This is a genomic window from Rhizobium sp. FG113, from assembly GCF_057809895.1.
This window is the reverse complement of record NZ_JBMDKV010000016.1, coordinates 58,798-82,545: the sequence shown is the minus strand read 5'-3', so window position 1 is coordinate 82,545 and position 23,748 is coordinate 58,798. Positions and strand designations below refer to the sequence as shown.

Annotated in this window: 30 protein-coding genes; 11 read left to right on the top strand and 19 right to left on the bottom strand. The window is 62.3% G+C overall.

The features are described from left to right. The first annotated feature begins 174 nt into the window (after positions 1–174). Positions 175–903, top strand: a complete 729-nt coding sequence (locus tag ACODTZ_RS27465) for a hypothetical protein (RefSeq protein WP_162724941.1) — start codon at positions 175–177, stop codon at positions 901–903. A 77-nt stretch (positions 904–980) separates the two neighbouring features. Here ACODTZ_RS27465 and ACODTZ_RS27460 read toward each other — a convergent pair whose 3' ends face one another. Genes ACODTZ_RS27460 through ruvC form a run of 8 tightly spaced genes read right to left on the bottom strand, consistent with a single transcriptional unit; the run spans position 981 to position 4,915 of the window. After that, positions 981–1,199 (bottom strand): hypervirulence associated TUDOR domain-containing protein, encoded by a 219-nt coding sequence (locus ACODTZ_RS27460; RefSeq protein ID WP_489029543.1) that lies wholly within the window; start codon positions 1,197–1,199, stop codon positions 981–983. Positions 1,200–1,247: 48 nt separating this feature from the next. Then, entirely contained in the window at positions 1,248–2,288 is a 1,041-nt protein-coding gene (ruvB, locus tag ACODTZ_RS27455; RefSeq protein ID WP_489029541.1) for a Holliday junction branch migration DNA helicase RuvB, read from the bottom strand. Then, positions 2,285–2,683 (bottom strand): type II toxin-antitoxin system VapC family toxin, encoded by a 399-nt coding sequence (locus tag ACODTZ_RS27450; RefSeq protein WP_489029539.1) that lies wholly within the window; start codon positions 2,681–2,683, stop codon positions 2,285–2,287. Before ACODTZ_RS27450 ends, ruvB begins: the two co-directional genes overlap by 4 nt. Further along, complete coding sequence (locus ACODTZ_RS27445) at positions 2,680–2,982, bottom strand: AbrB/MazE/SpoVT family DNA-binding domain-containing protein (RefSeq protein WP_489029537.1); 303 nt, start codon at positions 2,980–2,982, stop codon at positions 2,680–2,682. Before ACODTZ_RS27445 ends, ACODTZ_RS27450 begins: the two co-directional genes overlap by 4 nt. A 59-nt stretch (positions 2,983–3,041) precedes the next feature. Next, entirely contained in the window at positions 3,042–3,659 is a 618-nt protein-coding gene (gene ruvA / locus ACODTZ_RS27440) for a Holliday junction branch migration protein RuvA (RefSeq protein ID WP_489029535.1), read from the bottom strand. A gap of 25 nt (positions 3,660–3,684) precedes the next feature. After that, positions 3,685–4,104, bottom strand: coding sequence for a type II toxin-antitoxin system VapC family toxin (locus ACODTZ_RS27435; protein WP_489029533.1), 420 nt, complete (start codon positions 4,102–4,104; stop codon positions 3,685–3,687). After that, positions 4,085–4,348, bottom strand: coding sequence for an AbrB/MazE/SpoVT family DNA-binding domain-containing protein (locus ACODTZ_RS27430; protein ID WP_018899646.1), 264 nt, complete (start codon positions 4,346–4,348; stop codon positions 4,085–4,087). Before ACODTZ_RS27430 ends, ACODTZ_RS27435 begins: the two co-directional genes overlap by 20 nt. Positions 4,349–4,402: 54 nt before the next feature. Continuing rightward, positions 4,403–4,915, bottom strand: a complete 513-nt coding sequence (gene ruvC, locus ACODTZ_RS27425; protein WP_489029531.1) for a crossover junction endodeoxyribonuclease RuvC — start codon at positions 4,913–4,915, stop codon at positions 4,403–4,405. Between the two features lie 243 nt (positions 4,916–5,158). On the opposite strand from ruvC, the gene ACODTZ_RS27420 reads away from it, so the two are divergent. From ACODTZ_RS27420 to ACODTZ_RS27410, 3 genes are all read left to right on the top strand, one after another. Then, on the top strand, positions 5,159–7,471 hold the full coding sequence (locus ACODTZ_RS27420) for a methyl-accepting chemotaxis protein (RefSeq protein ID WP_489029529.1): 2,313 nt from the start codon (positions 5,159–5,161) through the stop codon (positions 7,469–7,471). A gap of 413 nt (positions 7,472–7,884) precedes the next feature. Next, entirely contained in the window at positions 7,885–9,087 is a 1,203-nt protein-coding gene (locus ACODTZ_RS27415; RefSeq protein ID WP_489029644.1) for a TCR/Tet family MFS transporter, read from the top strand. Between the two features lie 111 nt (positions 9,088–9,198). Further along, a complete protein-coding gene (locus ACODTZ_RS27410) occupies positions 9,199–10,077 on the top strand; it encodes an aldo/keto reductase family oxidoreductase (protein ID WP_489029527.1) in 879 nt (292 codons plus the stop codon). Positions 10,078–10,137: 60 nt separating this feature from the next. Here the strand turns inward: ACODTZ_RS27410 and ACODTZ_RS27405 are convergent, their stop codons facing one another. Next, positions 10,138–11,337 (bottom strand): MFS transporter, encoded by a 1,200-nt coding sequence (locus ACODTZ_RS27405; RefSeq protein ID WP_489029525.1) that lies wholly within the window; start codon positions 11,335–11,337, stop codon positions 10,138–10,140. Between the two features lie 261 nt (positions 11,338–11,598). Here ACODTZ_RS27405 and ACODTZ_RS27400 point away from each other — a divergent pair, with 261 nt between their 5' ends. Continuing rightward, positions 11,599–12,594: an LLM class flavin-dependent oxidoreductase gene (locus ACODTZ_RS27400; RefSeq protein WP_489029523.1), complete on the top strand. Its 996-nt coding sequence runs from the start codon at positions 11,599–11,601 to the stop codon at positions 12,592–12,594. 4 nt (positions 12,595–12,598) lie between these two features. Here the strand turns inward: ACODTZ_RS27400 and ACODTZ_RS27395 are convergent, their stop codons facing one another. The 4 genes from ACODTZ_RS27395 to ACODTZ_RS27380 all read right to left on the bottom strand — a co-directional run bounded on the left by ACODTZ_RS27395 (position 12,599) and on the right by ACODTZ_RS27380 (position 15,306). After that, the gene (locus ACODTZ_RS27395) at positions 12,599–13,186 is read right to left on the bottom strand and encodes an SH3 domain-containing protein (RefSeq protein ID WP_489029521.1); all 588 of its coding nucleotides are present in this window, start codon (positions 13,184–13,186) and stop codon (positions 12,599–12,601) included. Positions 13,187–13,261: 75 nt separating this feature from the next. Beyond that, positions 13,262–13,768: an invasion associated locus B family protein gene (locus ACODTZ_RS27390; RefSeq protein ID WP_018899638.1), complete on the bottom strand. Its 507-nt coding sequence runs from the start codon at positions 13,766–13,768 to the stop codon at positions 13,262–13,264. 235 nt (positions 13,769–14,003) lie between these two features. Then, positions 14,004–14,750, bottom strand: coding sequence for a YebC/PmpR family DNA-binding transcriptional regulator (locus ACODTZ_RS27385; RefSeq protein ID WP_018899637.1), 747 nt, complete (start codon positions 14,748–14,750; stop codon positions 14,004–14,006). A 112-nt stretch (positions 14,751–14,862) separates the two neighbouring features. Further along, positions 14,863–15,306 carry a DUF6636 domain-containing protein gene (locus ACODTZ_RS27380; protein ID WP_489029518.1) on the bottom strand — a complete coding sequence of 148 codons (444 nt, stop codon included), beginning with the start codon at positions 15,304–15,306 and terminating at the stop codon, positions 14,863–14,865. A 115-nt stretch (positions 15,307–15,421) separates the two neighbouring features. On the opposite strand from ACODTZ_RS27380, the gene ACODTZ_RS27375 reads away from it, so the two are divergent. The 3 genes from ACODTZ_RS27375 (at position 15,422) to ACODTZ_RS27365 (ending at position 16,507) form a co-directional block, all read left to right on the top strand. Beyond that, a complete protein-coding gene (locus ACODTZ_RS27375) occupies positions 15,422–15,925 on the top strand; it encodes a pyridoxamine 5'-phosphate oxidase family protein (protein ID WP_018899635.1) in 504 nt (167 codons plus the stop codon). 133 nt (positions 15,926–16,058) lie between these two features. Continuing rightward, positions 16,059–16,319 carry a CopG family ribbon-helix-helix protein gene (locus tag ACODTZ_RS27370; RefSeq protein ID WP_489029516.1) on the top strand — a complete coding sequence of 87 codons (261 nt, stop codon included), beginning with the start codon at positions 16,059–16,061 and terminating at the stop codon, positions 16,317–16,319. Beyond that, a complete protein-coding gene (locus ACODTZ_RS27365) occupies positions 16,316–16,507 on the top strand; it encodes a hypothetical protein (RefSeq protein ID WP_489029514.1) in 192 nt (63 codons plus the stop codon). Before ACODTZ_RS27370 ends, ACODTZ_RS27365 begins: the two co-directional genes overlap by 4 nt. 14 nt (positions 16,508–16,521) lie before the next feature. Here ACODTZ_RS27365 and ACODTZ_RS27360 read toward each other — a convergent pair whose 3' ends face one another. The 6 genes from ACODTZ_RS27360 to ACODTZ_RS27335 all read right to left on the bottom strand — a co-directional run bounded on the left by ACODTZ_RS27360 (position 16,522) and on the right by ACODTZ_RS27335 (position 22,192). After that, positions 16,522–17,367, bottom strand: a complete 846-nt coding sequence (locus tag ACODTZ_RS27360) for an MBL fold metallo-hydrolase (RefSeq protein WP_489029512.1) — start codon at positions 17,365–17,367, stop codon at positions 16,522–16,524. 113 nt (positions 17,368–17,480) lie between these two features. Further along, complete coding sequence (locus tag ACODTZ_RS27355) at positions 17,481–18,305, bottom strand: TIGR00282 family metallophosphoesterase (protein WP_026283224.1); 825 nt, start codon at positions 18,303–18,305, stop codon at positions 17,481–17,483. A gap of 2 nt (positions 18,306–18,307) precedes the next feature. Beyond that, positions 18,308–18,895, bottom strand: coding sequence for a 5-formyltetrahydrofolate cyclo-ligase (locus ACODTZ_RS27350; RefSeq protein WP_489029510.1), 588 nt, complete (start codon positions 18,893–18,895; stop codon positions 18,308–18,310). Positions 18,896–18,991: 96 nt separating this feature from the next. Continuing rightward, positions 18,992–19,882, bottom strand: coding sequence for an NAD-dependent epimerase/dehydratase family protein (locus ACODTZ_RS27345; protein ID WP_047509342.1), 891 nt, complete (start codon positions 19,880–19,882; stop codon positions 18,992–18,994). Continuing rightward, positions 19,879–20,697, bottom strand: a complete 819-nt coding sequence (locus ACODTZ_RS27340) for a glycosyltransferase (protein ID WP_489029507.1) — start codon at positions 20,695–20,697, stop codon at positions 19,879–19,881. Before ACODTZ_RS27340 ends, ACODTZ_RS27345 begins: the two co-directional genes overlap by 4 nt. Before the next feature lie 274 nt (positions 20,698–20,971). After that, complete coding sequence (locus ACODTZ_RS27335; RefSeq protein WP_018899627.1) at positions 20,972–22,192, bottom strand: NAD-dependent epimerase/dehydratase family protein; 1,221 nt, start codon at positions 22,190–22,192, stop codon at positions 20,972–20,974. A 119-nt stretch (positions 22,193–22,311) separates the two neighbouring features. Between ACODTZ_RS27335 and ybgC the strand changes: the two genes are divergently transcribed. The 3 genes from ybgC to ACODTZ_RS27320 are packed head-to-tail and all read left to right on the top strand — an operon-like array spanning position 22,312 to position 23,542. After that, complete coding sequence (ybgC, locus tag ACODTZ_RS27330; protein WP_047509334.1) at positions 22,312–22,770, top strand: tol-pal system-associated acyl-CoA thioesterase; 459 nt, start codon at positions 22,312–22,314, stop codon at positions 22,768–22,770. Between the two features lie 59 nt (positions 22,771–22,829). Then, the gene (locus ACODTZ_RS27325) at positions 22,830–23,138 is read left to right on the top strand and encodes a type II toxin-antitoxin system MqsR family toxin (RefSeq protein WP_489029505.1); all 309 of its coding nucleotides are present in this window, start codon (positions 22,830–22,832) and stop codon (positions 23,136–23,138) included. Continuing rightward, the gene (locus ACODTZ_RS27320) at positions 23,135–23,542 is read left to right on the top strand and encodes a type II toxin-antitoxin system MqsA family antitoxin (protein ID WP_489029503.1); all 408 of its coding nucleotides are present in this window, start codon (positions 23,135–23,137) and stop codon (positions 23,540–23,542) included. The genes ACODTZ_RS27325 and ACODTZ_RS27320 overlap by 4 nt, the downstream gene beginning before the upstream one ends. The last annotated feature ends 206 nt before the right edge of the window (positions 23,543–23,748 follow it).

The window sequence follows — 23,748 nt, the reverse complement described above, 5'->3', positions numbered from 1 at the left end:
AGCCGCGTTATTAGCAATCCAGGCGCAAGGCCTGCGGGATAGTTTCCCGGCGAAGGTTAGCCGATTCTGGCTACCTGATCCAAAGGGCCGCCGATGAATACCGACAAAAGCATACAGACCATCCACGCGATGACGAATTTCATAGTCGAGCAACACCCGGAAATCTTGCTGACTATGGTACAGAGATTGCGGCTCCAGCTGTCGAACTCCGTGGGAGAGTTTCATAAAAACAAGGTTGCGCGCGGGCCGTTCAAGGGGCTGTCGCTCAGCACGGATTTGCAGTGGGGCGGTGGGCTCGATAAAGGGTCCATGATCCTTGGCCTCTACGAGCAGGAAATCCTGAACCTGCTGGCCGAGATTCCCGCTAAGTATCGGACATTCATCGATCTCGGGGCGGCTGATGGCTATTACGGCGTCGGTGTGCTGGTGAGCAAGCAGTTCGACACGTCCTACTGCTACGAAATGACGGAACGTGGCCGCGATGTCATCGCCGCCAACGCCGCGCTGAACGGTGTGACCGACAAGGTGATCATCCGTGGCGAAGCAACCCGTGAATTCTACAATGACATCCCCGCCGAGGTCCGCGACCAGTCTCTGGTCTTGATCGACATCGAGGGTGCAGAATTCGACCTTGTCGACGCCGATACTTTCGCGGCTTTTTCCAAGGCGATGATCGTCATCGAGATCCATGATTGGCTCGTCCAGGACGGCGCAGGCAAAATGGCCAAGCTGCGCGCCGACGCTGCAAGCACACACCGCATTACCGAGATCAAGATGGGTGCCCGCGACCTGTCGGAGATTTCCGAAGTTTACAGCATGCCCGATACGCAGCGCTGGTTGCTTTGCTCGGAAGGTCGCCAGCGGCTTATGACCTGGCTGCGGTTCGATCCGATCGAAGCGTAGTGTAGCTCACCCGAGGCTCACGAGCCGACGCCTTGCATTCTCGTTGCGAGGCGTCGGCACTGTAGGCATGGTCTCAGTCAGCCGGATTTCTTCAGCTCGGAATGGCTCTTCAGCACCTTGCCGCCGTCTTGCTGCTCGATCAGATAGGCCGGCTCCTCAGTGCTCGCCTTGCGCTTGATCACCGCACCTTCGATCGTGCGCTCGACGTCGTCGGTGAAGCTCTCCTTGATCTTGCCGGTTCCGGTTCCCTTGCCCCATTTCCATTCGACATCAGTGCCGATGCGGTACTTGCGCATGACGATCTCCTTTCGAGATGCCAATGCGCGACGCCGGGTAGGGGTTCCTCAATCGTCCTGCTGGAACAGGCGGAACTGAGCGGCTTCGAGATCCTTCGGTGGCTGCATGCCGAGGTGCTTCCAGGCGGTGGCGGTCAGTACACGGCCGCGTGGGGTGCGCTGGATGAAGCCCTGCTGGATCATGTAGGGCTCGATGATATCCTCGATCGCGTCGCGCGGCTCGGAAAGCCCGGCTGCTATCGTTTCGATGCCGACGGGGCCGCCGCCGAAATTCACGGCGATCATGTTCAGATAGCGCTTGTCGAGCTGATCGAGGCCGAGATTGTCGACCAGCAGGCGGGTCAACGCCTCGTCGGCGATCTCGCGGGTAACGGCTTCGGCCCTCGCGACCTCGGCGAAATCGCGGACGCGACGCAAAAGGCGGCCGGCGATGCGTGGCGTGCCGCGGGCGCGGCGCGCGATCTCGCGGGCGCCTTCGTCGGTCATCGGCAGGTTCATCAGCCGGGCGCCGCGACGCACGATCAGCTCCAGTTCGTCGACGGTGTAGAAGGAGAGCCGCACCGGGATGCCGAAGCGGTCGCGCAGCGGCGTCGTCAAAAGGCCGAGACGGGTGGTGGCGGCGACCAGCGTGAATTTCGACAGGTCGATCTTCACCGAGCGTGCGGCCGGGCCTTCGCCGATGATGAGGTCCAGCTGAAAATCCTCCATCGCAGGATAGAGGATTTCTTCGACGGCGGGGCTCAGGCGATGGATTTCGTCGATGAAGAGCACGTCGCGCTCCTCGAGATTGGTGAGCAACGCCGCGAGATCGCCAGCCTTGGCGATGACGGGGCCCGATGTCGAGCGGAAGTTGACGCCGAGCTCCTTGGCCATGATCTGCGCCAGCGTCGTCTTGCCGAGGCCGGGCGGGCCGACGAAGAGGACGTGATCGAGCGCCTCGCCACGGTTCTTCGCCGCTTCGATGAAGATCTTCAGGTTGGCGCGAGCCTCGGCCTGTCCAGTGAAATCGTCAAGCGACTGCGGCCGCAACGTCGCGTCGAAATCCTCGCCGCGTTTTTCCGGGGTGATGAGGCGGGCGGTGTCGGTCATGCGAGAAGTTCCATTCCGGGAATTTTGCGGGCGGCCTTGCGGTCGAAGGTAAAAGTTTTGGCGCAGCCGGCGTTAGCGGCCGCCCAGACAACAAGATAGTCCGCGATATCGGCGATCGGTCGGGATGCGTCGGCGGCCAAAAGCTTCAACTCCTTCGAATGCTCGATAAGGATTTCATCCGCTTGCGCAAGCTGCGCCAATACTGCGGCAATCTCGGGCTTCGAGTAACCAAGACGCCGGTTGAGCAACCAGATGGTTTCCGCGAGCACGACTGCGCTTACATACGCAGGATCGTCAGCGGTTCGCTCGGACATGAACTGTCGCGCCATCGCGCCTTGCGCCGGCTCGTCGTCCAGAAGAAACCGAAGGAGGATGTTCGTGTCGATCCCGATCATTTACGACCTTCGCGCCATTCCCGCTGGATACGCTCCTCGTCCTCGGCCACCGCGTTCATGATGGCCTCATCGATGTCCTCCAAGCTCAAGCTCCTGCCGTTGGGAGGCTTGCCGAGAATTCCCGCGAAATCCATCAACCTCTTCGTGCTTGGTATGGGCGCGCGCTTCGGTGTTGCCAATAGCTTGCCGTCTTCAACCGTCAGGTAAAATTCGGTGCCCGGCGCGATGTCCAGCTTCTCCTGAATTGCCTTCGGGATCGTCAGCTGTCCCTTCGAACTCAATTTTGTCAAAGCGCTCATCGTTGAAGCCTCTTTCGGTCGAGTGCATCAATTGTAGTTGCAAAGCCGCTTCCAGCCAATCACCGCGACAACTCCTTCAACCCCAGCCGGATCAGCTTGGCGCTGTCGGCGCCTTCTCCTGCCGTCTTCATCGCGGCGGCGACCGCGTTGGCGGCTTGGTCTCTGCTGTAGCCGAGATTGGTGAGGGCCGAGACGGCGTCTGCGACAGGGGCGGAGGCGACGCCCTCGCCGAGTTCCTGCTTTAGGCCGATATTGGCGGATGCCTCGCCGGCGAAGGCCGGTGCCTTGTTCTTCAACTCGGTGACGATGCGGACCGCGACCTTGGGGCCGACGCCGTTGGCGCGGGAGATCGATGTCTTGTCCTGCAGGGCAATGGCGTTGGCGAGTTCGCCCGGGGTCAGTGTCGAGAGAACCGCGAGCGCCACCTTGGCGCCGACGCCCTGAACGCTCTGCAGCAGGTTGAACCATTCGCGCTCGAGCGCGGTCATGAAGCCGAAGAGCTTCAATTGGTCTTCACGCACATAGGTCTCGATGAAGAGAATGCAGGCCTCACCCATCGAGCCGATGCGCGACAGGGTGCGCGCCGAGCAATGGGCGACGTAGCAGACGCCGTGCACGTCGACGAGCACATAGTCGTCGCCGATTTCGTCGATGGTGCCTTTGAGCTTGCCGATCATGTTTGGTGGTCCGCCGGTTAAGAGTTCAGATGGGATGGGTTTCGGGCGTAATGAGGTCGAGCGCCGGGAAATAGGCCCGGTAGCGCCCGGGGTCGCGAGTGAGCAGGCGATGGGAGCGAACGGACGCATGGGCGCCAATCAGGAAATCGGGCAGGGTGCGCTCTCGCGCGCCGCCGGCGCGGCGGTAAGCGATGTGCGCCATTCCAGCCTGATAGGCTGCAGGAAAGGGTACCGCTTCGCGCACCAGATTAAGCCGTGCCAGCATGAACATGAGTTGGTCTTCACTCGGCGCCATGCTTGCTAATTCGGCCCAGACAATCGGCGTGAGAACGAACTGCGCTTGCGGGCGCAGCCTCAAAATCATCTCCGACGACCATTCCTTGAATTGCGTTTCCGGCCCAAAAACGTCGATGAAAACATTGGTATCAACGAGGACCGAGGTCATCGCGCGGCCCCCTCAGCCATTCCATATACTCGTCGGTGGTCATGCCGAGCGTGTCAAACGTACCCGACACGCTTTTCAGCCACGTCGCGAATTCCTCGTCCGATGTGGATTTTCCCTCGGCGACGACCACGAGCCGAGCGCCTTTCTCGTCCGCGACAAAATCCACCTCCGATCCCGGGCCGATGTTCAATCGGTCGCGGATCTCCTTGGGGATCGTCACCTGGCCTTTTTCGGTTACACGCATGGTAATACCTCTCAGGTATTACTTACCACGAAAAGAGAACAAGTCAAGAACAAGCTAGCCGGCGAGCGCTGCCATGCGCATGCGGGCGCCGCCGCGGTTGTGGGCGTGGCAGATGGCGATGGCGAGTGCGTCGGCGGCATCGTCGCCCTTGAACTCGGCTTTCGGCATCAGAATCTTCAGCATCATGTGGATCTGCTTCTTTTCGGCGTGGCCGACGCCGATGACAGCCTTCTTCACCGCATTCGGCGCGTATTCCGAGACGTGCAGCCCGGCGCGAGCGGGAACGAGCATGGCGATACCGCGGGCCTGGCCGAGCTTCAGCGTGGCGACGGCGTCCTTGTTGACGAAGGTCTGCTCGACGGCGGCCTCATCAGGCTGATGCACGTGAACGACGTCGGCAAGGCCATCATGCAGCTGGCAGAGGCGCGAGGCGAGATCCATGTCGCCATCGGAGGTGACCGTGCCGGAGGCGACGAAGCGCAGCGAATTGCCGAGCGTCTCGATGACGCCCCAGCCGGTGCGGCGCAGACCGGGGTCGATGCCGATGATACGAATCGCGCTTTGCATGCGGTAATCCTATTGCAGATCAACGATAACTGCCATCGATATGTGAACAAAACAAAAACATCCCGGTGTTTTTGTCAGGGCTCATTTACGTGAATTTAAATTCCCTCGGTAACTTATGATCCACAAGAGATGAGAGGAGCCAGCTTTCTTGAGTGAAGGCTCCCCGTGTTCTGTTTTCAGGCCTGCCTGCGGGGCGCCAGCCCCGTCGGTATCAGCCGTTCCGGAAGGGGTTCGAGTTTTTCCATGGTTCAGAGATTCCAGTCGCTGTCCTTCAAGGTCATTGCTACTTTCATTCTGCTGACGGCGCTGTCGATCGCCGCCATCAACTGTCTCGCCTATTTCGCCAGCAGCCGCATTTCCGGCGAGCAGGCGCTGAAGGCCAAGGAGAGCGTGCTGATCTTTCGCGGCGACATGCTGCACGATCAGTTGGCGCAGCTGGAAAACCAGGCCAATTCGATTGCCCGCATCGAGGCGCTGCAGATGTCGATCACCAGCCTGAAGAGCGGCTGGAAGACCATCGAGAAGACCTCGGGCGATGTGCGCGCCGAGCTCAAGAAGGTGTTCATCACCGACAATCCGAACCCGGCCGGCGAGCGCGAGAAGCTGGTGAAGCCGGATGCGCCGAGCGGTTTCTATTATTCCAACCATGAGAAGACCCAGGGCGAAGTCGCGCGCGATCTGCAGAACACGCCGTTCAGCGATCTCCTGATCGCCGATCTCGATGGCTTCGTGCTCTATTCCTACAAGAAGAACGACGATTTCGCCGAGAACCTGAAGTCGGATGCGTGGAAATCGACCGGCGCCGGCCTTGCCTTTGCCAAGGCGATCGAAAACACCGCCAGGGCCACCGACGATGGCGCACCCGCCGGCTTTTCGGGATTGCGGGTGGATGCGAACGGTGCATCGGCGATCTTCTATGCCGTGCCGGTCGTCAAGCTCGGCCAGCCGAAGGGCGTGATGCTGTTTAGGGTGCGCGACGATGTCGTTGCCAGCATCCTCTCCAAGGGCATCGTTGCCGGAAGCACCGCGCAGGCCGCGATCGTTTCCGAGGATGGGTCGGCGGTCACGGTCAACGAGGCCGGCCGGTTGGCGACGCTCGATACCGCGCCCTTCACCTTCCTGAAGGATGCGTTTGCCAATCCCGCGATGTCGGTCAACGATTTTAGCCGCGCCGATGGTGCTGCGCGCGCCTATGTGAAGCCCGTCGATTATCAGGATGCGCGCTATCTGGTGGTCGAGAGCATGCGGCTCAGCGAGATCAATGCCGGCTCGCTCGAAATCGCGATGCTGTTGACGATGATCGGCTGCGGCGTGCTTGTGGTCATGGCGGTTGCCACCGGGATCATCACCAAGATGCTGTTTTCGCCGCTCGCCAAGCTTGCCGGCGTCACTCGCGCTGTGGCCGATGGCGATCTCGATGTCGAGATCGGCAGCCAGAACCGCCACGACGAGATCGGCACGATGGCCAAGGCGCTCGCCCGCTTCAAGCAATCGCTCATCGACAGCCGCACGCTGGAGGCAGCCAGCGCGGAGACGCGCGAACGCGCCGACCGCGACCGCCAGCAGCACATGGCCGAGCGCGAGGCGGAGGCGAAGACGCTGCAGGAGGTGGTCGAGGCGATCGACGAAGGGCTGCTGCATCTGGCGAATGGCGATCTTGCCTATCAGATCGACCGTCGTTTCCCCAACGAGCTCGAGGGGCTGCGCCACAATTTCAACCAGGCGCTGGCCACGCTCAGCGACACGATGACGGCGATCGGCGGCAATTCGGCGGCGGTGCGCGCGGGCTCGGAAGAGATGCGCGCTGGTTCGGACGATCTTGCCGGCCGCACTGAGCGGCAGGCGGCATCGATCACCGAGACGGCAAGCGCCATCGACGCGATCACCCAGTCGGTCCGCTCGCAGCTCGCGCGCGCCGAAGAGGCGGAGCGGATCGCCCGCGACGCCAAGCGCGAGACATCGGGCTCCGGCCAGATCATGCGCGATACGATCGCGGCGATGGAGGCGATCCAGGCCTCGTCGCGGCAGATCAACTCGATCATCTCGGTCATCGATTCCATCGCCTTCCAGACCAATCTGCTGGCGCTGAATGCCGGTGTCGAGGCGGCGCGCGCCGGTGAAGCGGGCAAGGGTTTTGCGGTCGTGGCGCAGGAAGTGCGCGAGCTTGCGCAGCGTTCGTCGGGTGCGGCCAAAGAGATCTCGCATCTCCTGCAGAAATCCACGAATGAGGTCGAGGCCGGCGTGTCGCTGGTCGAGCGGGCAGGCGTGGCGCTGACGGGGATCGGCGGTCACGTCGAGGCGATCAACGGCCAGATCAGCGAGATCATGGATGCCACCCGCGAGGAGGCGGAGACGCTACGCCAGATCAACAGCGCCGTCGCCGAGCTCGATCAGATGACGCAGCAGAACGCGGCGATGGTCGAGGAGAGCACGGCCGCCATCCATCTGCTCGCCACCGAAGCGGTCGAGATGGATCGCCAGCTCGCCAATTTCACGCTGGCGCAGGGTGAGCATCAGCACAGCGCCGAGGTGCATGTGCTCAGGCGGCGTGGATAAGACACGAATCGAGGCCGCCGCTTCTCATGGTTGAAGCGGCGGTGCCGGACCTGCGTATGCTCAAGGGCCGTCTGCGGGCGAAATCAGCTCCATCGCGAACGTTCTTCTCCGGTTCAGCCAATCGTCCGGACGAAGCTGTCGGCACGCCACTTGCCGCCAGCGCGCGATTGGCGTAAATAAGCGCATCGCGAAAAGCGACCGCTTCCCTTGATCCGCTCAGTGGCGGAGTAAAACAGGTGGACGAATTGTCGTCCATGCGGTCAAGCACACGCCATCCATGCCGTCTCCGGCATCGATCGGCCAGCGTTCCCAAACATCAATCGCCTGCATCGTCAGGCCCTATCGTGAGCCATCGGCGCCGCGTGCGTTCGTGCGCTTGCGTTCGATCGGAACACGCCATGACCACACCATCTGTGACCAGACCACTTCTCGTCATCTTCACTGCCATCGTTCTCGATGCCGTCGGCATCGGGCTTATCTTTCCCATCCTTCCCGCACTGCTCAAGGGCGTCACCCACACCGACAACGTCGCCTCCACCATCGGCATCATGACCGCGCTCTATGCGACCATGCAGTTCATCTTCGCGCCTGTGCTCGGCTCGCTCAGCGACCGGCTCGGCCGGCGGCCGGTGCTTCTGATCTCGCTTGGCGGTGCGGCCATCAACTATCTGTTCCTCGCCTTCGCACCCAGCCTCTGGATGCTGCTTCTCGGCCGCGCCATTGCCGGGCTCACCAGCGCCAATGTCTCCGTCGCGTCGGCCTACATCACCGACATATCGCCCGAGGCCAAACGCGCCCGCCGCTTCGGCCTCATCAATGCGATGTTCGGGGCCGGCTTCATCGTCGGTCCGGTGCTCGGCGGCGCGCTCGGCGATTACTGGCTGCGGCTGCCCTTCATCGCCGCGGCGGTGCTCAACGGCTGCAACCTGCTTCTAGCCTTCCTCATGCTACCGGAATCGCGCAGGCCCAGCCGGGAGAAGATCGATCTTGCGGCATTGAACCCGCTGCGGCCGCTTCATTGGCTCTTTTCCATGAAGAGCCTGTTGCCCATCGTCCTCATCTTCTTCGTCTTCAGCGCCACGGGCGAGGTCTACGGCACCTGCTGGGCGCTTTGGGGCGCGGACAGTTTCCAGTGGAACGGTCTTTGGGTCGGCCTCTCGCTTGGCGCCTTCGGCGTCTGCCAGACGCTCGCCCAGGCCTTCCTTCCGGGGCCGGCCGTCAAGCTGCTCGGCGAACGCGGCGCCATCCTCACCGGTGTCGCCAGTGCCTGCCTGTCGCTCGTCGCCATGGCGTTTGCCACGCAGGGATGGATGATCTTTGCGATCATGCCGCTCTTCGCGCTCGGCGGCATAGGCGTTCCGGCGCTGCAATCGCTGGCGACGCGGCAGGTCGACGAGAGCCAGCAGGGGCGGTTTCAGGGCGTATTGTCGTCGGCGGTAAGCCTTGCCTCGATCGTCACGCCGCTAGGCTTCTCCAGCATCTACTTTCTCGTCAGGGCGCAATGGCCCGGCGCGATCTGGCTGTCTGTCATCGTCGTCTATGCCGTCAGCGTGCCGCTCGTCTGCGGATTGCGGTTCAGCAAGCCCGGGGCGGTTCCTGTTCCGTCTTCGCCGTGAGCGGATACCAGCTCACTGTCCGAAATGCCGAACAGCCCGTGCGGATTGTCCTGGCTTATCGATGGAACCAGACTGACCTATTTCTCGTCTTGATCGAAACGGAGAAAGATCATGTCCAATCTTGAAAAGTCTGGAACATTCAAACTCGGCAACCGCACCGTCAAACGGCTCGGTTATGGCGCCATGCAGCTTGCCGGCAAGGGCGTCTTCGGGCCGCCGAGGGATCGCGCGGAAGCGGTGGCCGTGCTGCGCGAGGCGGTCGAGAGCGGTGTCGATCATATCGATACCAGCGATTTCTACGGACCGCACGTCACCAACCAGATCATCAAGGAAGCGCTGCATCCCTATAAAGACGACCTCGTGATCGTCACCAAGATCGGGGCGGTGCGCGGGGCGGATGCGTCGTGGAACCCGGCCTTCTCGAAGGAGGCGCTGACGCAGGCTATCCACGACAACCTCAAGAACCTCGGCCTCGATGCGATCGAGGTGGTCAATCTGCGCGCCATGTTCGACGTGCACGGCCCGGCCGAGGGCTCGCTGGAAGAGCCGCTGACGGTGCTTGCGGACCTGCAGCGCCAGGGCCTCGTCAAGCATATCGGCCTCTCCAACGTTACCGCCAAGCAGATCGCCGATGGACGCAAGATCACCGAGATCGTCTGCGTGCAGAACCAGTACAATCTGGCCCATCGCGGCGACGATGCGCTGATCGAAAAGCTTGCGGGCGAGGGGACGGCCTATGTGCCTTTCTTCCCGCTCGGTGGCTTCTCGCCGCTGCAGTCCTCGACGCTGTCGGATGTCGCGGCCGAGCTGGGTGCCTCGCCGTTGCAGGTGGCGCTGGCTTGGCTGCTGCAGCGCGCGCCGAATATCCTGCTCATCCCCGGCACCTCGTCGCGCGGACACCTGCGGGAGAACCTCGCGGTTGCCGATCTGGTGCTGCCGGCCGATGCCGTCGCCAAGCTTGATGGTATCGGATCGGCAAAGGCTGGTTGATCTCTCGACCACAACAGGCTCATGCCGGCATTGGCGCCGGCATGAGCGGTATCTTTCAGGTCATTGCCCCTCGGGGAGTGCCGCACGGGCGGTTCTGCGGCGCAGGGCGGTGGCGATCAGCAGGCCGAAGGTGGCGGTGATGCCGCCGACAAGGAAGATGCTGTCATAGCCGGCCCGATCGGCGAGGAGACCGGCAAGGGGCCCTGTCAGCCCGTAGGACGCATCCTGGAATGCCGAGAAGCCACCGAGCGCCGTTCCGCGCAGATGCGGCGCAACGAGGTGGACGACCTCGCGGCCCATGGCCGGAAAGATCATCGAGCAGCCGAGGCCGGTCATGAAGGCGCCGATCAACGCGACGCCGGGATCGCCGGCGCTCCAGATCAGCGTCTGGCCGACCGCCTCGACGGCAAGCGACACCATGGCCACGGCAAGCCCGCCGAACCGATCCGGCAGATGGCCGAAGAGAATGCGCACCATGACGAAGCCGACGCCGAAGGCCGTCAAGCCGAGCCCGGCGAACGCCCAACCTTTGCTCTGGAAGTAAAGCGTGAAGAATGCGCCGATCGCGGCGAAGCCTATGCCCTGCAGGCAGATGACCGCGCCATGCAGCCAGATGCGGCCGATCACGCTCAGAAGCGGAGGGCGCTGCTGCGCGGCATGCACCGGAACTGCTGGAACCCTGCTGATGGCGATGAGCCCGAGCAAGGGCAGGATCGCGCTAACGGCCATGGTTCCGGCAAAGCCGAGATGGGCGAGCAGCAGCAGGCCGATGGGGCCGCCGACGGCCAGCGCGCCATAGATGGCAGCGCCGACGAGGGCGAGCACCTTGCCCGAACGCTGCGGCCCGACGATGCCGATACCCCAGGAGATGATGCCGACCGCGACAAGGCTTTCGCCAAGCCCGAGCAACAGCCGTCCGGCAATGAGCACAAGGTAGGCGGCGGCCGGCATCTGCGACAGCAGGCCCGAGATCAGCGACACCAGCGCGCCCAGCATATAGAGCGCAAGTCCGCGCTGCACGGCAACCTTGGTGCCGCGCTGGTCGCTCATTCCGCCGGCATAGCCGCGGCTGACGATGGTCGAGAGGAATGCAATACCGACGCCGAGGCCGGCCCACATGTTTCCAAGCTTGAGCGTGCCGGTGACGTAAACGGGGATGACGGGAAGCGCGATCGCGATGCAGAGATAGGAGATGAAGAGGATCGCTGCGAGCAGATACAGCCGGCGCTGCTGCGGATCACGAAAAGTCTGGAAAGCCACGGTAACCTCCTGGCTATTCCTCGTCCAACGGGCACAAAAAAAACGCACTCCGACCGACGAGGATCGATAAGTGCGTTGCTTGACGTTAGACGCTTACGACCGGTCAGCCGGTATGAGGCATGCTTAGACAACCGGCGGCGGGCTGTCAATGCGCGCGCTACCTTTCCGTGTTGCGGCCGGTGTTTTTCGCGCGCTGCCCTTTGGGGCTTCCATTCGAGCACCTACATAGGATGTCCAATCCAACCACCGACAGGCCGCGCCATGGTTCCCTTCTCCATCCTCGATCTCTCACCCGTTGCCGAAGGCAGCACAATCAGGCAGTCGCTGGAGAGCTCGGCGCAGATGGCGCAGCGGGCCGAGGCGTTCGGCTATAACCGCTTCTGGCTGGCCGAGCACCACGGCATGCCGGGGATCGCCAGTGCCGCAACCGCCGTGGTCATCGGCCATGTTGGGGCGGCGACGAAAAGGATCAGGATCGGCTCGGGCGGCATCATGCTGCCTAACCACTCGCCGCTCGTGATTGCCGAGCAGTTCGGCACGCTGGAAGCGTTGTTTCCGGGGCGCGTCGATCTTGGGCTCGGGCGGGCGCCGGGCACCGACATGCGCACGGCGCAGGCGCTCAGACGCAATCTCGATGCCAGCAGCTTCCCCAACGATGTCGTCGAATTGCAGCAGCTGCTCGGCGCGCCGGTCGAAAACCAGGCGATCCTTTCCGTGCCCGGGATGAACAGCAACGTGCCGATCTGGCTGCTCGGCTCCAGCCTCTACAGCGCGCAGCTCGCCGGCATGCTCGGGCTTCCCTACGCATTCGCTTCGCACTTCGCGCCGGATTCGCTGATGGAGGCGCTGGATATCTATCGCGACCGGTTCCAGCCATCAGCCGTGCTCGACAAGCCCTATGCGATGGTCGGCGTCATGGGATCGGTAGCGGAGACCGACGAGGAGGCCGCGTATCATTTCACCTCGGCGCAGCAGCAATTCGTGAACCTGCGCCGCAATGTGCGCGGCCAGTTCCCGAGGCCGCTCCAGGATATGGAGAGCTTCTGGTCGCCGATGGAGAAGATGACGGTCGAGCACACGCTACGCTACGCCGTGGTCGGGTCACCAAAGACGGCAGAAGCGAAGCTCGCGGAATTCCTACGCGATACGCAGGCCGACGAACTGATCATCTCGATGCCGATCCACGATATCGAGGCGCGGCTGAAGTCCGTCGAGCTGTTCGCCGGGCTCAACACGCTTATGAAGGCCGCCGCCTGAGCCTCTACTTGATCGTCTCGTTAGGATAGACGCCCCAGAGCGCCGATTGCCTAACGAAGCCGTCCAGATCGTGGCCGGTCACGTCCACCTTGCACCAGCTGCCGTCGCAATCGCTGATCGCGACCCGAACGCGAGGGGTCAGCGAGGCCAGCTTGCGCGCCGAGCTGCTTGGTCCGTCGCGGAGCGGCACGTGCGCCGATAGCCACGGCCCGACGATGGCGGTGCGGTTGCTCGACAGCAGCGCGCGGTGCATCCAGCCGGAGACGCCGTCGCTGTCGCGCACCTGGCGCCAGTTGCCGTATTCGGCGGTGATCTCCAGCGGCAGGCCGGGAACGCGGTAAATCCAGGCGATGCCGTAATCGAGCGAGGGGCCGACGCGCATGCGGGCCTCGCGCGACCGCAGCGACACGAAGCGGGGAACCTTCAGCCCGGTCTCGCGGCCCTTGGGGCCATTGTCGGCTTTGGCCGCGACCGGTGCGGGCTGCGACAGCAGCGGATTGGCGGCGATCGAGGTGCAGGCCAGCGCCATTCCGGCGAGGCAGATCGCCGCCGTGCGTTTCCAGCCGCGAGCAAGGCGGGAAGGGGACGGCACCCGGGCGCCGTCCTTTCGAGCGCGCCTCATGCCGAGATGCGCTTCGTCAGTTTTGTCTTACGCATTGCGATCGGCTCAGTTGCACTGGGCCATGCGCTTCAGCGCGGCGGTAACACCGTTCAGCGAGTAGGTGTAGCTGGTGGCAGTGCCGCGGCGCGAGACGGCGTCGACGGTCATGTCGCTGCCGCCGCGCATGGAGTCGATCAAATCCGGCTCCTTGGTCTCTTCCAGCACCCAGGCGGACGAGCCCTTGGTGAACATGGTGAATTCCTTGCCGCCGATCTCCACCTTGGCGCGCGAGCCGGGCTTCAGATCATAGCCCATGATCGCCTGCGGCTCGTAATTGGTGCCACGGCCCGGCGCGCGGCCGACCACGAAATAGTTGCGGCCATGATCAACGGCGGCGGGCTGCATGGTCTTCGGCACTGTCAGAATATAGCACACCGTCTTGCCTGAGCGGTCGTAGGAATAGACACCCCAATCGTCGAACTGCTTGACCATGGATGGCTGCGCATGAGCCGTGACCGCGCCTGCGAGCGTGCCTGCAAGTGCGATGGAGAGCGAAAGGGATAGTCTTTTCATGGGTCGTTTTCCCGCCGAGAGTATGAAGTGAGGCTGGCCTTGAGGCAGACCGGCTGGAGCGAATGGGCGGCATTCAAAGCGGCCAGGGTTACCGAGGCCTTAACAAACACCCCGTGTTCACGGACGTGTTACCGCTTGAGGCCAGTATGTGAGGGTTCACGCGGATAGACCTGTGGACAACAAAAAAACCAGCCGCGTTTCCGGGGCCGGTTTTTGGGATTGCGATCGGAAGCGATCAGGCCGAGAGCTTGGCCAGCACTTCTTCCGAAACTTCGAAGTTCGAATAGACGTTCTGCACGTCGTCGTCGTCCTCGAGGCTGTCGATCAGCTTCAGCAGCGACTGGGCGCGCTCTTCGTCGACAGGCACGTTGTTCTGGGCACGCCAGACGGCCTTGACGGTTTCGGCTTCGCCGAGGGAGGCTTCCAGCGCCTTGGCGACTTCGCCGAGGGCTTCGAAACCGCAGGTGATGTAGTGGCCTTCCTCGTCGGTCTCGACGTCGTCGGCGCCGGCTTCGATCGCCGCTTCCATCATCTTGTCGGCATCGCCGGCAGAGAGCTTGTAGGTGATCTCGCCGACATGGTCGAAGGAGAAGGATACCGAGCCGGTTTCGCCCAGTGCGCCGCCGGCCTTGGTGAAGATCGAACGGACGTTGGAGGCGGTGCGGTTGCGGTTGTCGGTCAGCGCTTCGACGATGATCGCGGTGCCGCCCGGGCCGTAGCCTTCGTAGCGCACTTCATCGTAGTTCTCGCCGTCCGCGCCGGCAGCCTTCTTGATGGCGCGGTCGATGTTGTCCTTCGGCATCGATTGTGCCTTGGCGTTCTGGATCGCCAGGCGCAGGCGGGCGTTCATCGTCGGGTCGGGCAGACCGGCCTTGGCGGCAACGGTGATTTCGCGCGCGAGCTTGGAGAACATTTTCGACCGCACGGCATCCTGACGGCCCTTGCGATGCATGATGTTTTTAAACTGTGAATGGCCAGCCATGGCACCCCTGTTCACGTCTTATTGTTGGGAATGGGCCGCCTTATAAGAGTGAAACGGGGCGCGTTCAAGGGAAAACAGGCGTGCCGGATGGCCGCGGCGCCGGGGCGCTGCGTCAATCGACGGTGTATTTGTTGCGGCTCGCGAAGAAGCCGTGTCCGTCCTTGCGGCGGCAGGTGAGGCCGCTCTCATCGGACATGCAGGTGAATGGTCCCGCCTTCCAGCGATCGCCGTAGTTCAGCACGTTGACATCGTCGCAGCAGGCCGTGTCGCCTTCCATCTCGAAGATGAAGGCCTTGCCGGAAGCCGACAGGATCAGCCGGATGTATTTCGGCTCGATGCGGTCGCAGCCGAGCTCGGGGCCGCCGTCATCGGGCTTGTACATCTGCGTCCCGCCCTTCGGGATATAGGTGCAGCCGATGTTTCTCGATGGCGTGACGAAGACGATCTGGCCGTTCTCGTCGGGCATGAAGCTGCGGTCGGCGGCGTCGGCGGGCAAGAACGATGCCAGAGACAATGCCGAGGCGAAGCCCAGCGTGACCAGTGCCGCTATGCGCATGACGATCCCCCATATCCCCACGATACCAGGAGCGTAGCATCTGTTTTCACTTTGGGGAACAAAGCCCGCGAGATGACGTTTCAAACACGGACCATTCGAAACGGAAGGAAGCGCTATGGCTAGTTTCAACGAGGCACGGGAACACCCGGCACGCCAGCTCTGGGATCAGGTCAACGACATTCATGCCGGCATGCTCGGCGTCGATGGCGCCGACATGCACATGCAGCCCATGGCGCCGAACGCCGATCCCAAGACCAATACCATCTGGTTCTACACCAAGTCGGACGCGGAGATCGTGCGGGCGATCAAGCCCGGAACGCGGGCGCATTTCTGCGTGGTCGGCAAGGATCACGACTACCACGCTTGCCTGGCCGGCAAGATCGAGGTTCGCCAGGATGCGTCCAAGATCGAGGAATACTGGAACTCGGTGGTGGCCGCCTGGTACGAGGACGGCAAGAAGGACCCGAAACTGACGATGCTCGCCATGCATGTCGACGACGCCGAAATCTGGGTGTCGACCGGCAGCAAGCTGAAATTCGGCTGGGAAATCGCCAAGGCCAATCTCGACGAGGACAAGATGCCGGATGTCGGCGTGCGTCAGCATCTGCAGTTCGCCTGAGATTGATTGCGGCGAGGTCGATCGAGGCCCGGGAGCTTTGGCTCCTGGGCTTTTTGTTGCGTCGGTTGCATGGGTGAGAGGTTTGACGCATCTGCTGGTATGGCGTAGCTTTCGTTACAACCGGAGGTGAGCGATGAGCAGTCATGACCTTTCAGACCCGATCACCATGCGTCTGCCTGCCGATGTGCTCGCGGAGATCGAGCGGATCGCTGGTATTTGTAATCGGAACAGAAGCTGGGTGTTCGTGCGCGCTCTGAAATCCTATCTCGCATCGGAAGGCCGGGAAATCATCGAGCTGGATCAAGCTCGCAAGGATATCGACGCAGGCCTAGGACATGACCTGGACGACGTGATCGATGAGGTCGATGCCATCGTGAAAGGTGCCGTTGCATGAAGATAGCACCACTTCTCGCCATGCCGACGAACGAGGCGGAGTATGATCGCCTCGTTGGACAGCTTGACGAAATCTTTGCCGAGATCGGTGATGACGAAGATCATCCGCTCGCCTTGCTGGCGTCGCGGATCGGCGATCTTGTCGAAGCCTATGACGAAAAGCACCGTCCGATATTGCCGCCGCTTTGAGTGCCCCCGCCTTCCTACTGCATCCCCTTCGCCACAAAAATCTGCGGCTTCTTCGGTAGCGTGCGCATCGAGACGTCGATGCTGTTGCCCGAGGCGTAGACGACGTCGAAGTCGGGGCCGAACATGGAGAGGAAGTTGGCGAGCGGCCGTTGCTGGTGCATCGGCAGCACCAGCGAGGAGCGAAGGCGCTTGATGATGCGGCTCATACTGTCGGCGCCCATGGTGAGCCCGCCGTCGACGGGAACCATGACGATGTCGAGCCGGCCGATCTCCGTGTAATGCGCGTCGGTCAGTTCGTAGTGCAGGTGGCCGAGATGGCCAATGCAGAGCCCTGCGACCTCGAAGATGAAGATCGAGTTCCCGTCCGGTTGCGGTCCGCCATAGCCGCCCCTGATATCGGTGGTGACGTTGCGGATGTAGGTGTCGCCGACCGTGAGGTCGATCTTTGCTTTCTCTCCCGGCACGTCGCTCCAGCCGTGCAGCACATATTTGATCGCCGGATCAGGCGTCAGCGTGTAGTGCGAGGAGTGGGCGCGGTTCATCGTCGCCACCATTGGCATCCGCGGCGGCGTGTACCAACCGCTGTAATCGGTGGCGATGCTGACGCCGCCGGGCGTCTCGATCAGGAAGGTCGAGTGGCCGATATAGGTGAGCGTCACCGTCTCGTTGTCCGCGGCGCCTGCGATCGGGACGGCGCCGGAGAAGCTCGCGAATGTCGCTTTGGGAATGGACTGCGCGATCGCCTGGCATTGGCTGACGTTGCGGCGCGCTTCCTGCGCCTGCGCGGCGTCAGAACCCAGCCAACCGGGCAGCAGGCCGGAGAGGGTGGTCATTGCGAAGACAAGAAAATGCAGCTTCATGCCACGTCCCCAGCGCTTTCACTGGCAAAAGGATGCGGCAAGGGTCGGCAGCGGTCCAGATCAAATCCGGACCGCGATGCTCACTTTTACGTCATGGAAGACAAATGCCCGGATCAGCGCCAGAATTCCGGAATGGTTTCCGACAGTCTCGGGCCGAGGCGCAGCGGCGCGATCTTTTCCGCAAGGCCCGTCGCATCCGAGATCTCGACACCGACGCCGCAGATGGTGGCGGGGCCGGTTGCTGCCTCCATGCGGCCCTTCGGCATCTTCGAAATGAAGCGGTTCAGCGGCTCTTCCTTGTCCATGCCGAGCGAACTGTCATAGTCGCCGCACATGCCGGCATCGGAAAGATAGGCGGTGCCGCCGTTCAGGATCTGGTGGTCGGCGGTGGGCACATGCGTGTGGGTGCCGACGACGAAGGAGGCACGGCCATCGACGAAGTGGCCGAAGCACTGCTTCTCGCTGGTGGCTTCCGCGTGGAAATCGAAGATGATCGCATCGGCCTGCTCCTTCAACGGGCAGGCGTCGAGAATGGTCTCTGCCGCTTTGAAGGGGTCGTCGAGTTCCGGATGCATGAAGACGCGGCCCATGACGTTGGCAACCAGCACGCGGGCGCCGTTGCGGGCGTAGAACAGGCCGGAGCCGCGGCCGGGCGTGCCTTGCGGATAGTTGGCGGGGCGCAGGAACTGGTCGTTGCGGCCAGCGAAAGCGACCGCTTCCTTCTGGTCCCAGACGTGGTTGCCCGTGGTCACCACGTCGGCGCCGGCATTGATGGTCTCGAGAAAGATGTCCTCGGTGATGCCGAAACCGCCGGCGGCGTTTTCGCCGTTGACGACGACGAAGTCGAGCTTCAGGTCCGATATCAGGCCGGGGAGGCGATCCCACACCGCCGTGCGTCCCGTCTTGCCGACCATGTCACCCAAAAAAAGCAGTCGCATTGCTATCCAATCCAAGAGGCAAAAAAGCGCAGGCCGCTTTCTGTCAGGATGGCATCCAGGCTTACATCGTGCGGCTCGTCGGGCACATGTGCCACTTCCTGGCAGTCGAATGCAATGCCGATGAGTTTCGGATGCATGCCTTTTTGCCTCAAACGGTCGATCGCGCGGTCATAATGACCGGCGCCGTAGCCGATCCGGTGGCCGCGCTGGTCGAAGGCGGACAGCGGGACGAGCAGGATCTCGGGGTCGAGAACCGGTGCGTCGGGGCCGGGACCAGACGTGCCGAAGCCGGTGGAGACTAGTGGCGCGCCATCCACGAGTTCGCGAAAAGCGATGGTCTGGCGGTCGAGAATGGCGGGGACGCAGAGCCTGGCGCCGCGTGCGCGAAACCGCGCCATCAGCGGGCGAAGGTCTGCTTCCGAGCGGATCGGCAGGAAGCCGGAGATGATCGTGCCGGGATCAAACGCAATCGCCTCGCCGGCGTGTTCGGCCATGGCAAGGCTCATCGCTGCCCTGGTCTCCACGGGAATGGCATCTCTCAGCGCCAGCCTTTCGGCGCGCATGCCGGCCTTGATGTCTCTTGCGTTCATGATGTCCGCCTTGCTCTTGTGGCGCGACAATAGAACGGACGGCGCGCAATGCAACGCGCGTATTCAAAAGCAACGCGCGAATGCGACGTTCGTGCGTCAGGCCGCCGGCTGTGTCGCGAGCGCGTGGATGGTTTCCTCGAAGAGCGGCAGTCCGCCCGGCTGCCAGCCCAGCGCCTGCAGCTTGGTCGTGTCCATCGGCGTCAGCAGCGATTTGTCGGCGGCCACAGGCAGGCGGTTGGCGCAATCGTGCTCCCAGCGGATCGGCTCGAGAATATCCCAGGTGTCGAGCGCGAGGTCGGAGACGTTGAAGGTCTCACCCGAGATGCGGCCGGCATCGGCCTCGAGCATGACGCGCACCGCCTTGCCGACGTCCTGGCCGTGCACTTCGGTGCCTGCCCGCGCCGGGATCGGCCGGCCGCTCAGATAATCGCCGAACAGCTTGTCCCACTTGTTGGGGCGCAGATTGCCGTAGACGCCGGTGAGGCGCAGGCTGGCGGTGGCGAAGCCGGGCGCGGCCAGATGCGCCAGGCTGCGTTCGGCGTCGAGCTTGGTCTGGCCGTAGAGCGTTTCCGGCTTTTCCTGTGTCGCTTCCGTCAGCGTGGTTCCCGGTGGATGCTCGCCATAGGCGGCACGGCTGGAGATGAAGATGCAGCGGCGCGTGCCGGCGCGCTTGGCGGCCTCGAACAGGCGCACGGTGCCATCGAGATTGAAGCGCTTGAAGGTCTCGGGGTCGTCGCCTTCGCCGCCGCGATATTTGCCGGGCGCATGGTGGAAGGCGGCGTGCACGAAGAAATAGGCGTCGTCGAAGGCCTCGATATGGTCCTTTTCGGGGTCAAGCGACAGCGGCGCGAAATCGACGGGGCGGGAGAAGGCGCGCGGCAGCGGGGCGTGGCGGCCACCGATGATGACCGAATATCCGGCTGCAAGCAGTTCCTCGACGATATAGCGACCGACAAGCCCTGTTCCACCCGATACCAGTACCTTCATGCTGCCCCTTTCGGATTGGCCATGGCCGATATGTCCGGCACGTCCTTGCCCGTGTAGAATGCCTGCCATAGATCGATCAGCGGCCGCAGGCTTTCCGCCTTCGGATGATCTGTTTCCCATGGCTTTTCATACTGGTAGTGCAGGACGGAAATACTGTTCCAGTCCCAAAGCGCAGGCATGGTAAACCAGACATATTGTAGCATGTTGAAATAAACAGGTAGACCATGCCATTCTGGGAAAAATGCCTGCAGGAAGGTCTGGTCGGTGCGTTTCCACAGGATTTCCGGCTGGTCGAGCCGCTCCAGCATGGCGCTGAATGTTTCCTTCGAAGGCTTTGCGACGAAGACACCGGAGTTGATGCGGTGAAAATCGGCGAGCGATTCGTAGACATTGGGCGCAGCGGAGAATTCGGGGTAGGCGAAGAGCCGGTCTATATTGCGCAGCACGATGGCGTCGGCGTCGATGAAGACGCAGGTCGTGTATTCGGTCAGCTCCCAGAGGCGAAGCTTGCAGAAATTGTCGAGCGGCGAGTGGAACAGCGGTTTGCGGCCCTTGGTGAAGGGGGCCGCGGCGTGTAGCTGGCCGCGCGCGTGGCGCTCGTTGAAGGCGTCCGACAGCGGCAGGTGCTCGACTAGGATGAGGCGGCAGCCGATAGTGCGCAAGGGCGCGAGGTCCGCGCCGGTGACGCCGCCGGTGTGGAGGACGATGATGTCGGCGGTGGTTTGGGTCATGCTCAGCGAGCGGGCCAGCGCGGTGGCGCCCATGGCGTAGTCGGCGTTGGTGACGAGGGTGACGTAGGCGTTGGAGGATGTCATTGTGCGAGGGTCTCGGGGTGGGCTGTGGAGGTGGCCTTCGCTTGCTGCTCAGGCCGCTCGGCTAGCCTCGCCCCCCTCATCGCCTCGCTGGCGCTCCGGCACTTCTCCCCGTTGGGGAGAAGAGGCAGGTGGTGGGCGTTCTGCCCAACTACAGGAACGGTAAGGTTAGGCGAGGCAGAGAGAGTGCAACGAGTCTCTTCTCCCCACCGGGGAGAAGGTGCCGGCAGGCGGATGAGGGGGCTCAGCGTTCGGCGGAAGTTATAGCCACTTCCCCTCACGACACCGACTTCAATCGCTTGCCCTCGGGATCGTGGTTGATCGTCGGCGCGATATCTCTCGTCCAGGCCGACACCGCCGGTACGCGGCTGCGATCGACGCGATAGGCGAATTTCTTCGCGACGTCGACGATCTCGCCCATCAGCCCCGTCTTCAGCGTGATCGGATCGAGGCCGAGATTGCGGAACTTGTCGTTCTTGACGATCAGTTCGTTTTCCGGCGCTTCCTTGCGCGGATTGGGCAGCCAGGCAATCTCGGCGCCGGTCAGCTTTGCAATCATCTCGGCGAGGTCGCGGACGCGGTGGGTTTCGGTCATCTGGTTGAAGATCTCGACGCGGGCGCCGCGGGTTGGCGGGTTCTTCAGCGCCAGCTCGATGCAGCGCACGGAATCCTGGATGTGGATGAAGGCGCGGGTCTGGCCGCCGGTACCGTGGACGGTCAGTGGATAGCCGATCGCGGCCTGGATCAGGAAGCGGTTCAGAACGGTGCCGTAGTCGCCGTCATAGTCGAAGCGGTTGACCAGCTGTTCGTGGCGGCGGGTCTGCTCGGTGTGGGTGCCCCAGACGATGCCCTGGTGCAGGTCGGTGATCCTGAGGCCGTCGTTCTTGGCGTAGAAATGGAAGAGCGTCTGATCCAGGCACTTGGTCATGTGGTAGATCGAGCCGGGATTGGCGGGGTAGAGGATTTCCTGGCTCACGGTTTCGCCACTCGTCGTCTCGATGCCGACGGGGAGATACCCTTCGGGGATGGCGGCGCCGACCGTCGAATAGCCGTAGACGCCCATGGTGCCCAGGTGGATCAGATGCGCGTCGAGCTGCAGTTCGACCAGCGCGTTCAGGAGATTGTGCGTGGCGTTGATGTTGTTGTTGACCGTGTAGTTCTTGTGCCGGTCGCTCTTCATCGAATAGGGCGCGGCGCGTTGCTCGGCGAAGTGGATGATGGCGTCGGGCCGGTTCTCGGCGAGCCATTTCTTCAGGAGTTCGTAATCCCGCGCGAGATCGATCAGGTTGAAGTGGATGCGGCGGCCGGTCTCGGCGTGCCAGATGCGGGTGCGCTCCTGGATCGAGTCCATCGGGGTCAGCGACTGGACGCCGAGTTCCGTGTCGATCCAGCGCCTCGAGAGGTTGTCGAGGATGTGAATATCGTGGCCGGCGTCCGACAGATGCAATGATGTTGGCCAGCCGATAAATCCATCTCCGCCCATCACCGCAATCTTCATGGTGTCGTCTCCTTGTTGGCCTTCGCTATCGAGGATTACTTAGAAAGCGTGACAATTGTTCAATGCTTGCAAGGCGGAATGTCTTCAGCCAAAGAGGGCGCGCGACTTTGGAGAAAATTATGGCGGACGGTGTGCATTCGATCTCTCATTCGATCTCGGGCGAACTGACGGAAGCGGGCCATCGCCTGCTGCAGCGGGTCTATTACGAGGACACCGATTTCTCCGGTCTCGTCTATCACGCCCGCTATCTGCACTTCCTCGAGCGCGGCCGCACCGATTATCTGCGCTGCCTCGGCGTCGAGCAGCGCGAGCTGATCACCGCCGACGAAGAGGGGTTGGTCTTCGTCGTCCATCGCATGGAGATCGACTTCAAGTCGCCGGCGCGCATGGACGATATACTGACCGTGACGACCCGCACCGAAAAGGCCGGCGGCGCCAAGATGGTGCTTGCGCAGGAGATCCGCCGCGATGACACGCTGCTGATCGCCGCCAAGGTGATCATCGCCGTCATCAACGCCAGCGGCCGTCCTCGGCGCCTGCCGGAGGGGTTGGCGAAGCAGATGATGATTGAGGTCTAATTTAGACCAATCGTCCGGCGTCATCCTTGAATTTTTACCCTCAAAGGGTAATATTGGGTATGGAGAAACGGACGGCGCATTACGATCTTGCGGCGATTGTCGTGGTGGTGAAAGCCCGCCGCGCTGCAGCTTTCACCAAGACCGCGATCGACGGCGGCAGAGCCATGGGGCTGACGATCTCGGAGATGATCGATGTGATCTGCGGGCTGAAGAGAAAAGATCTCTACAAGTCGATGACGACATACGCCGACAGTTCCGTATGGCAGGACGTCTACCATGCAGATACGCCGGCCGGCATGGCCTATGTGAAGGTGACGCTTCGGGCCGATGGCGCGCCGGTGATACAGTTCAAGGAGTTGGGTTCATGACCAAGCTTTGTGTTTGCTGCGAGGCGGAGCGCGAGATGGTGCGCTTTGCCAATGAAACACATCAGGTCGTCTTTCGGGATATGAAAGCGGATGTGGAGGGCCTGTCCGGTTTCCGCTGCGGCGCCTGCGGCGAGATCGAGTATGATCAGGAAAGCGCCGAGCGTTACGCGGCGGCCGGTGACGCCTTGGTGCTCGAAGCTCGCAAAGCGCTCGGCAGCGAGTTGCGTCGCATCCGCAAGAAACTCCGGATCAATCAGGTCGAAGCGTCCGAGCTGACGGGTGGGGGGCACAACGCCTTTTCGCGCTACGAGACCGGCAAAGTCATGCCGACGCCTGCTGTCGTCAATCTCTTCCGTCTGCTCGATCGTGATCCCGGCGCTATCAAGGAATTGAAGCGGGCGTGATCGTCCTGCTAACCGGTATTCGGTAAGAGCTCTTCCGTTACCGCATTGCCGCCATGCACGGATATCGCCAACCAGCCCTTGCAAAAACATGACTTTCATGTGAAGGAATTGCCGCGCGCAAGGTTTGTGCTGTTTTGGTCATCGATCTGAGATCTGGCCAAGTATTCCAAGGGATCAACCTCTCGCCAATAGTCAGCCTTTTATGA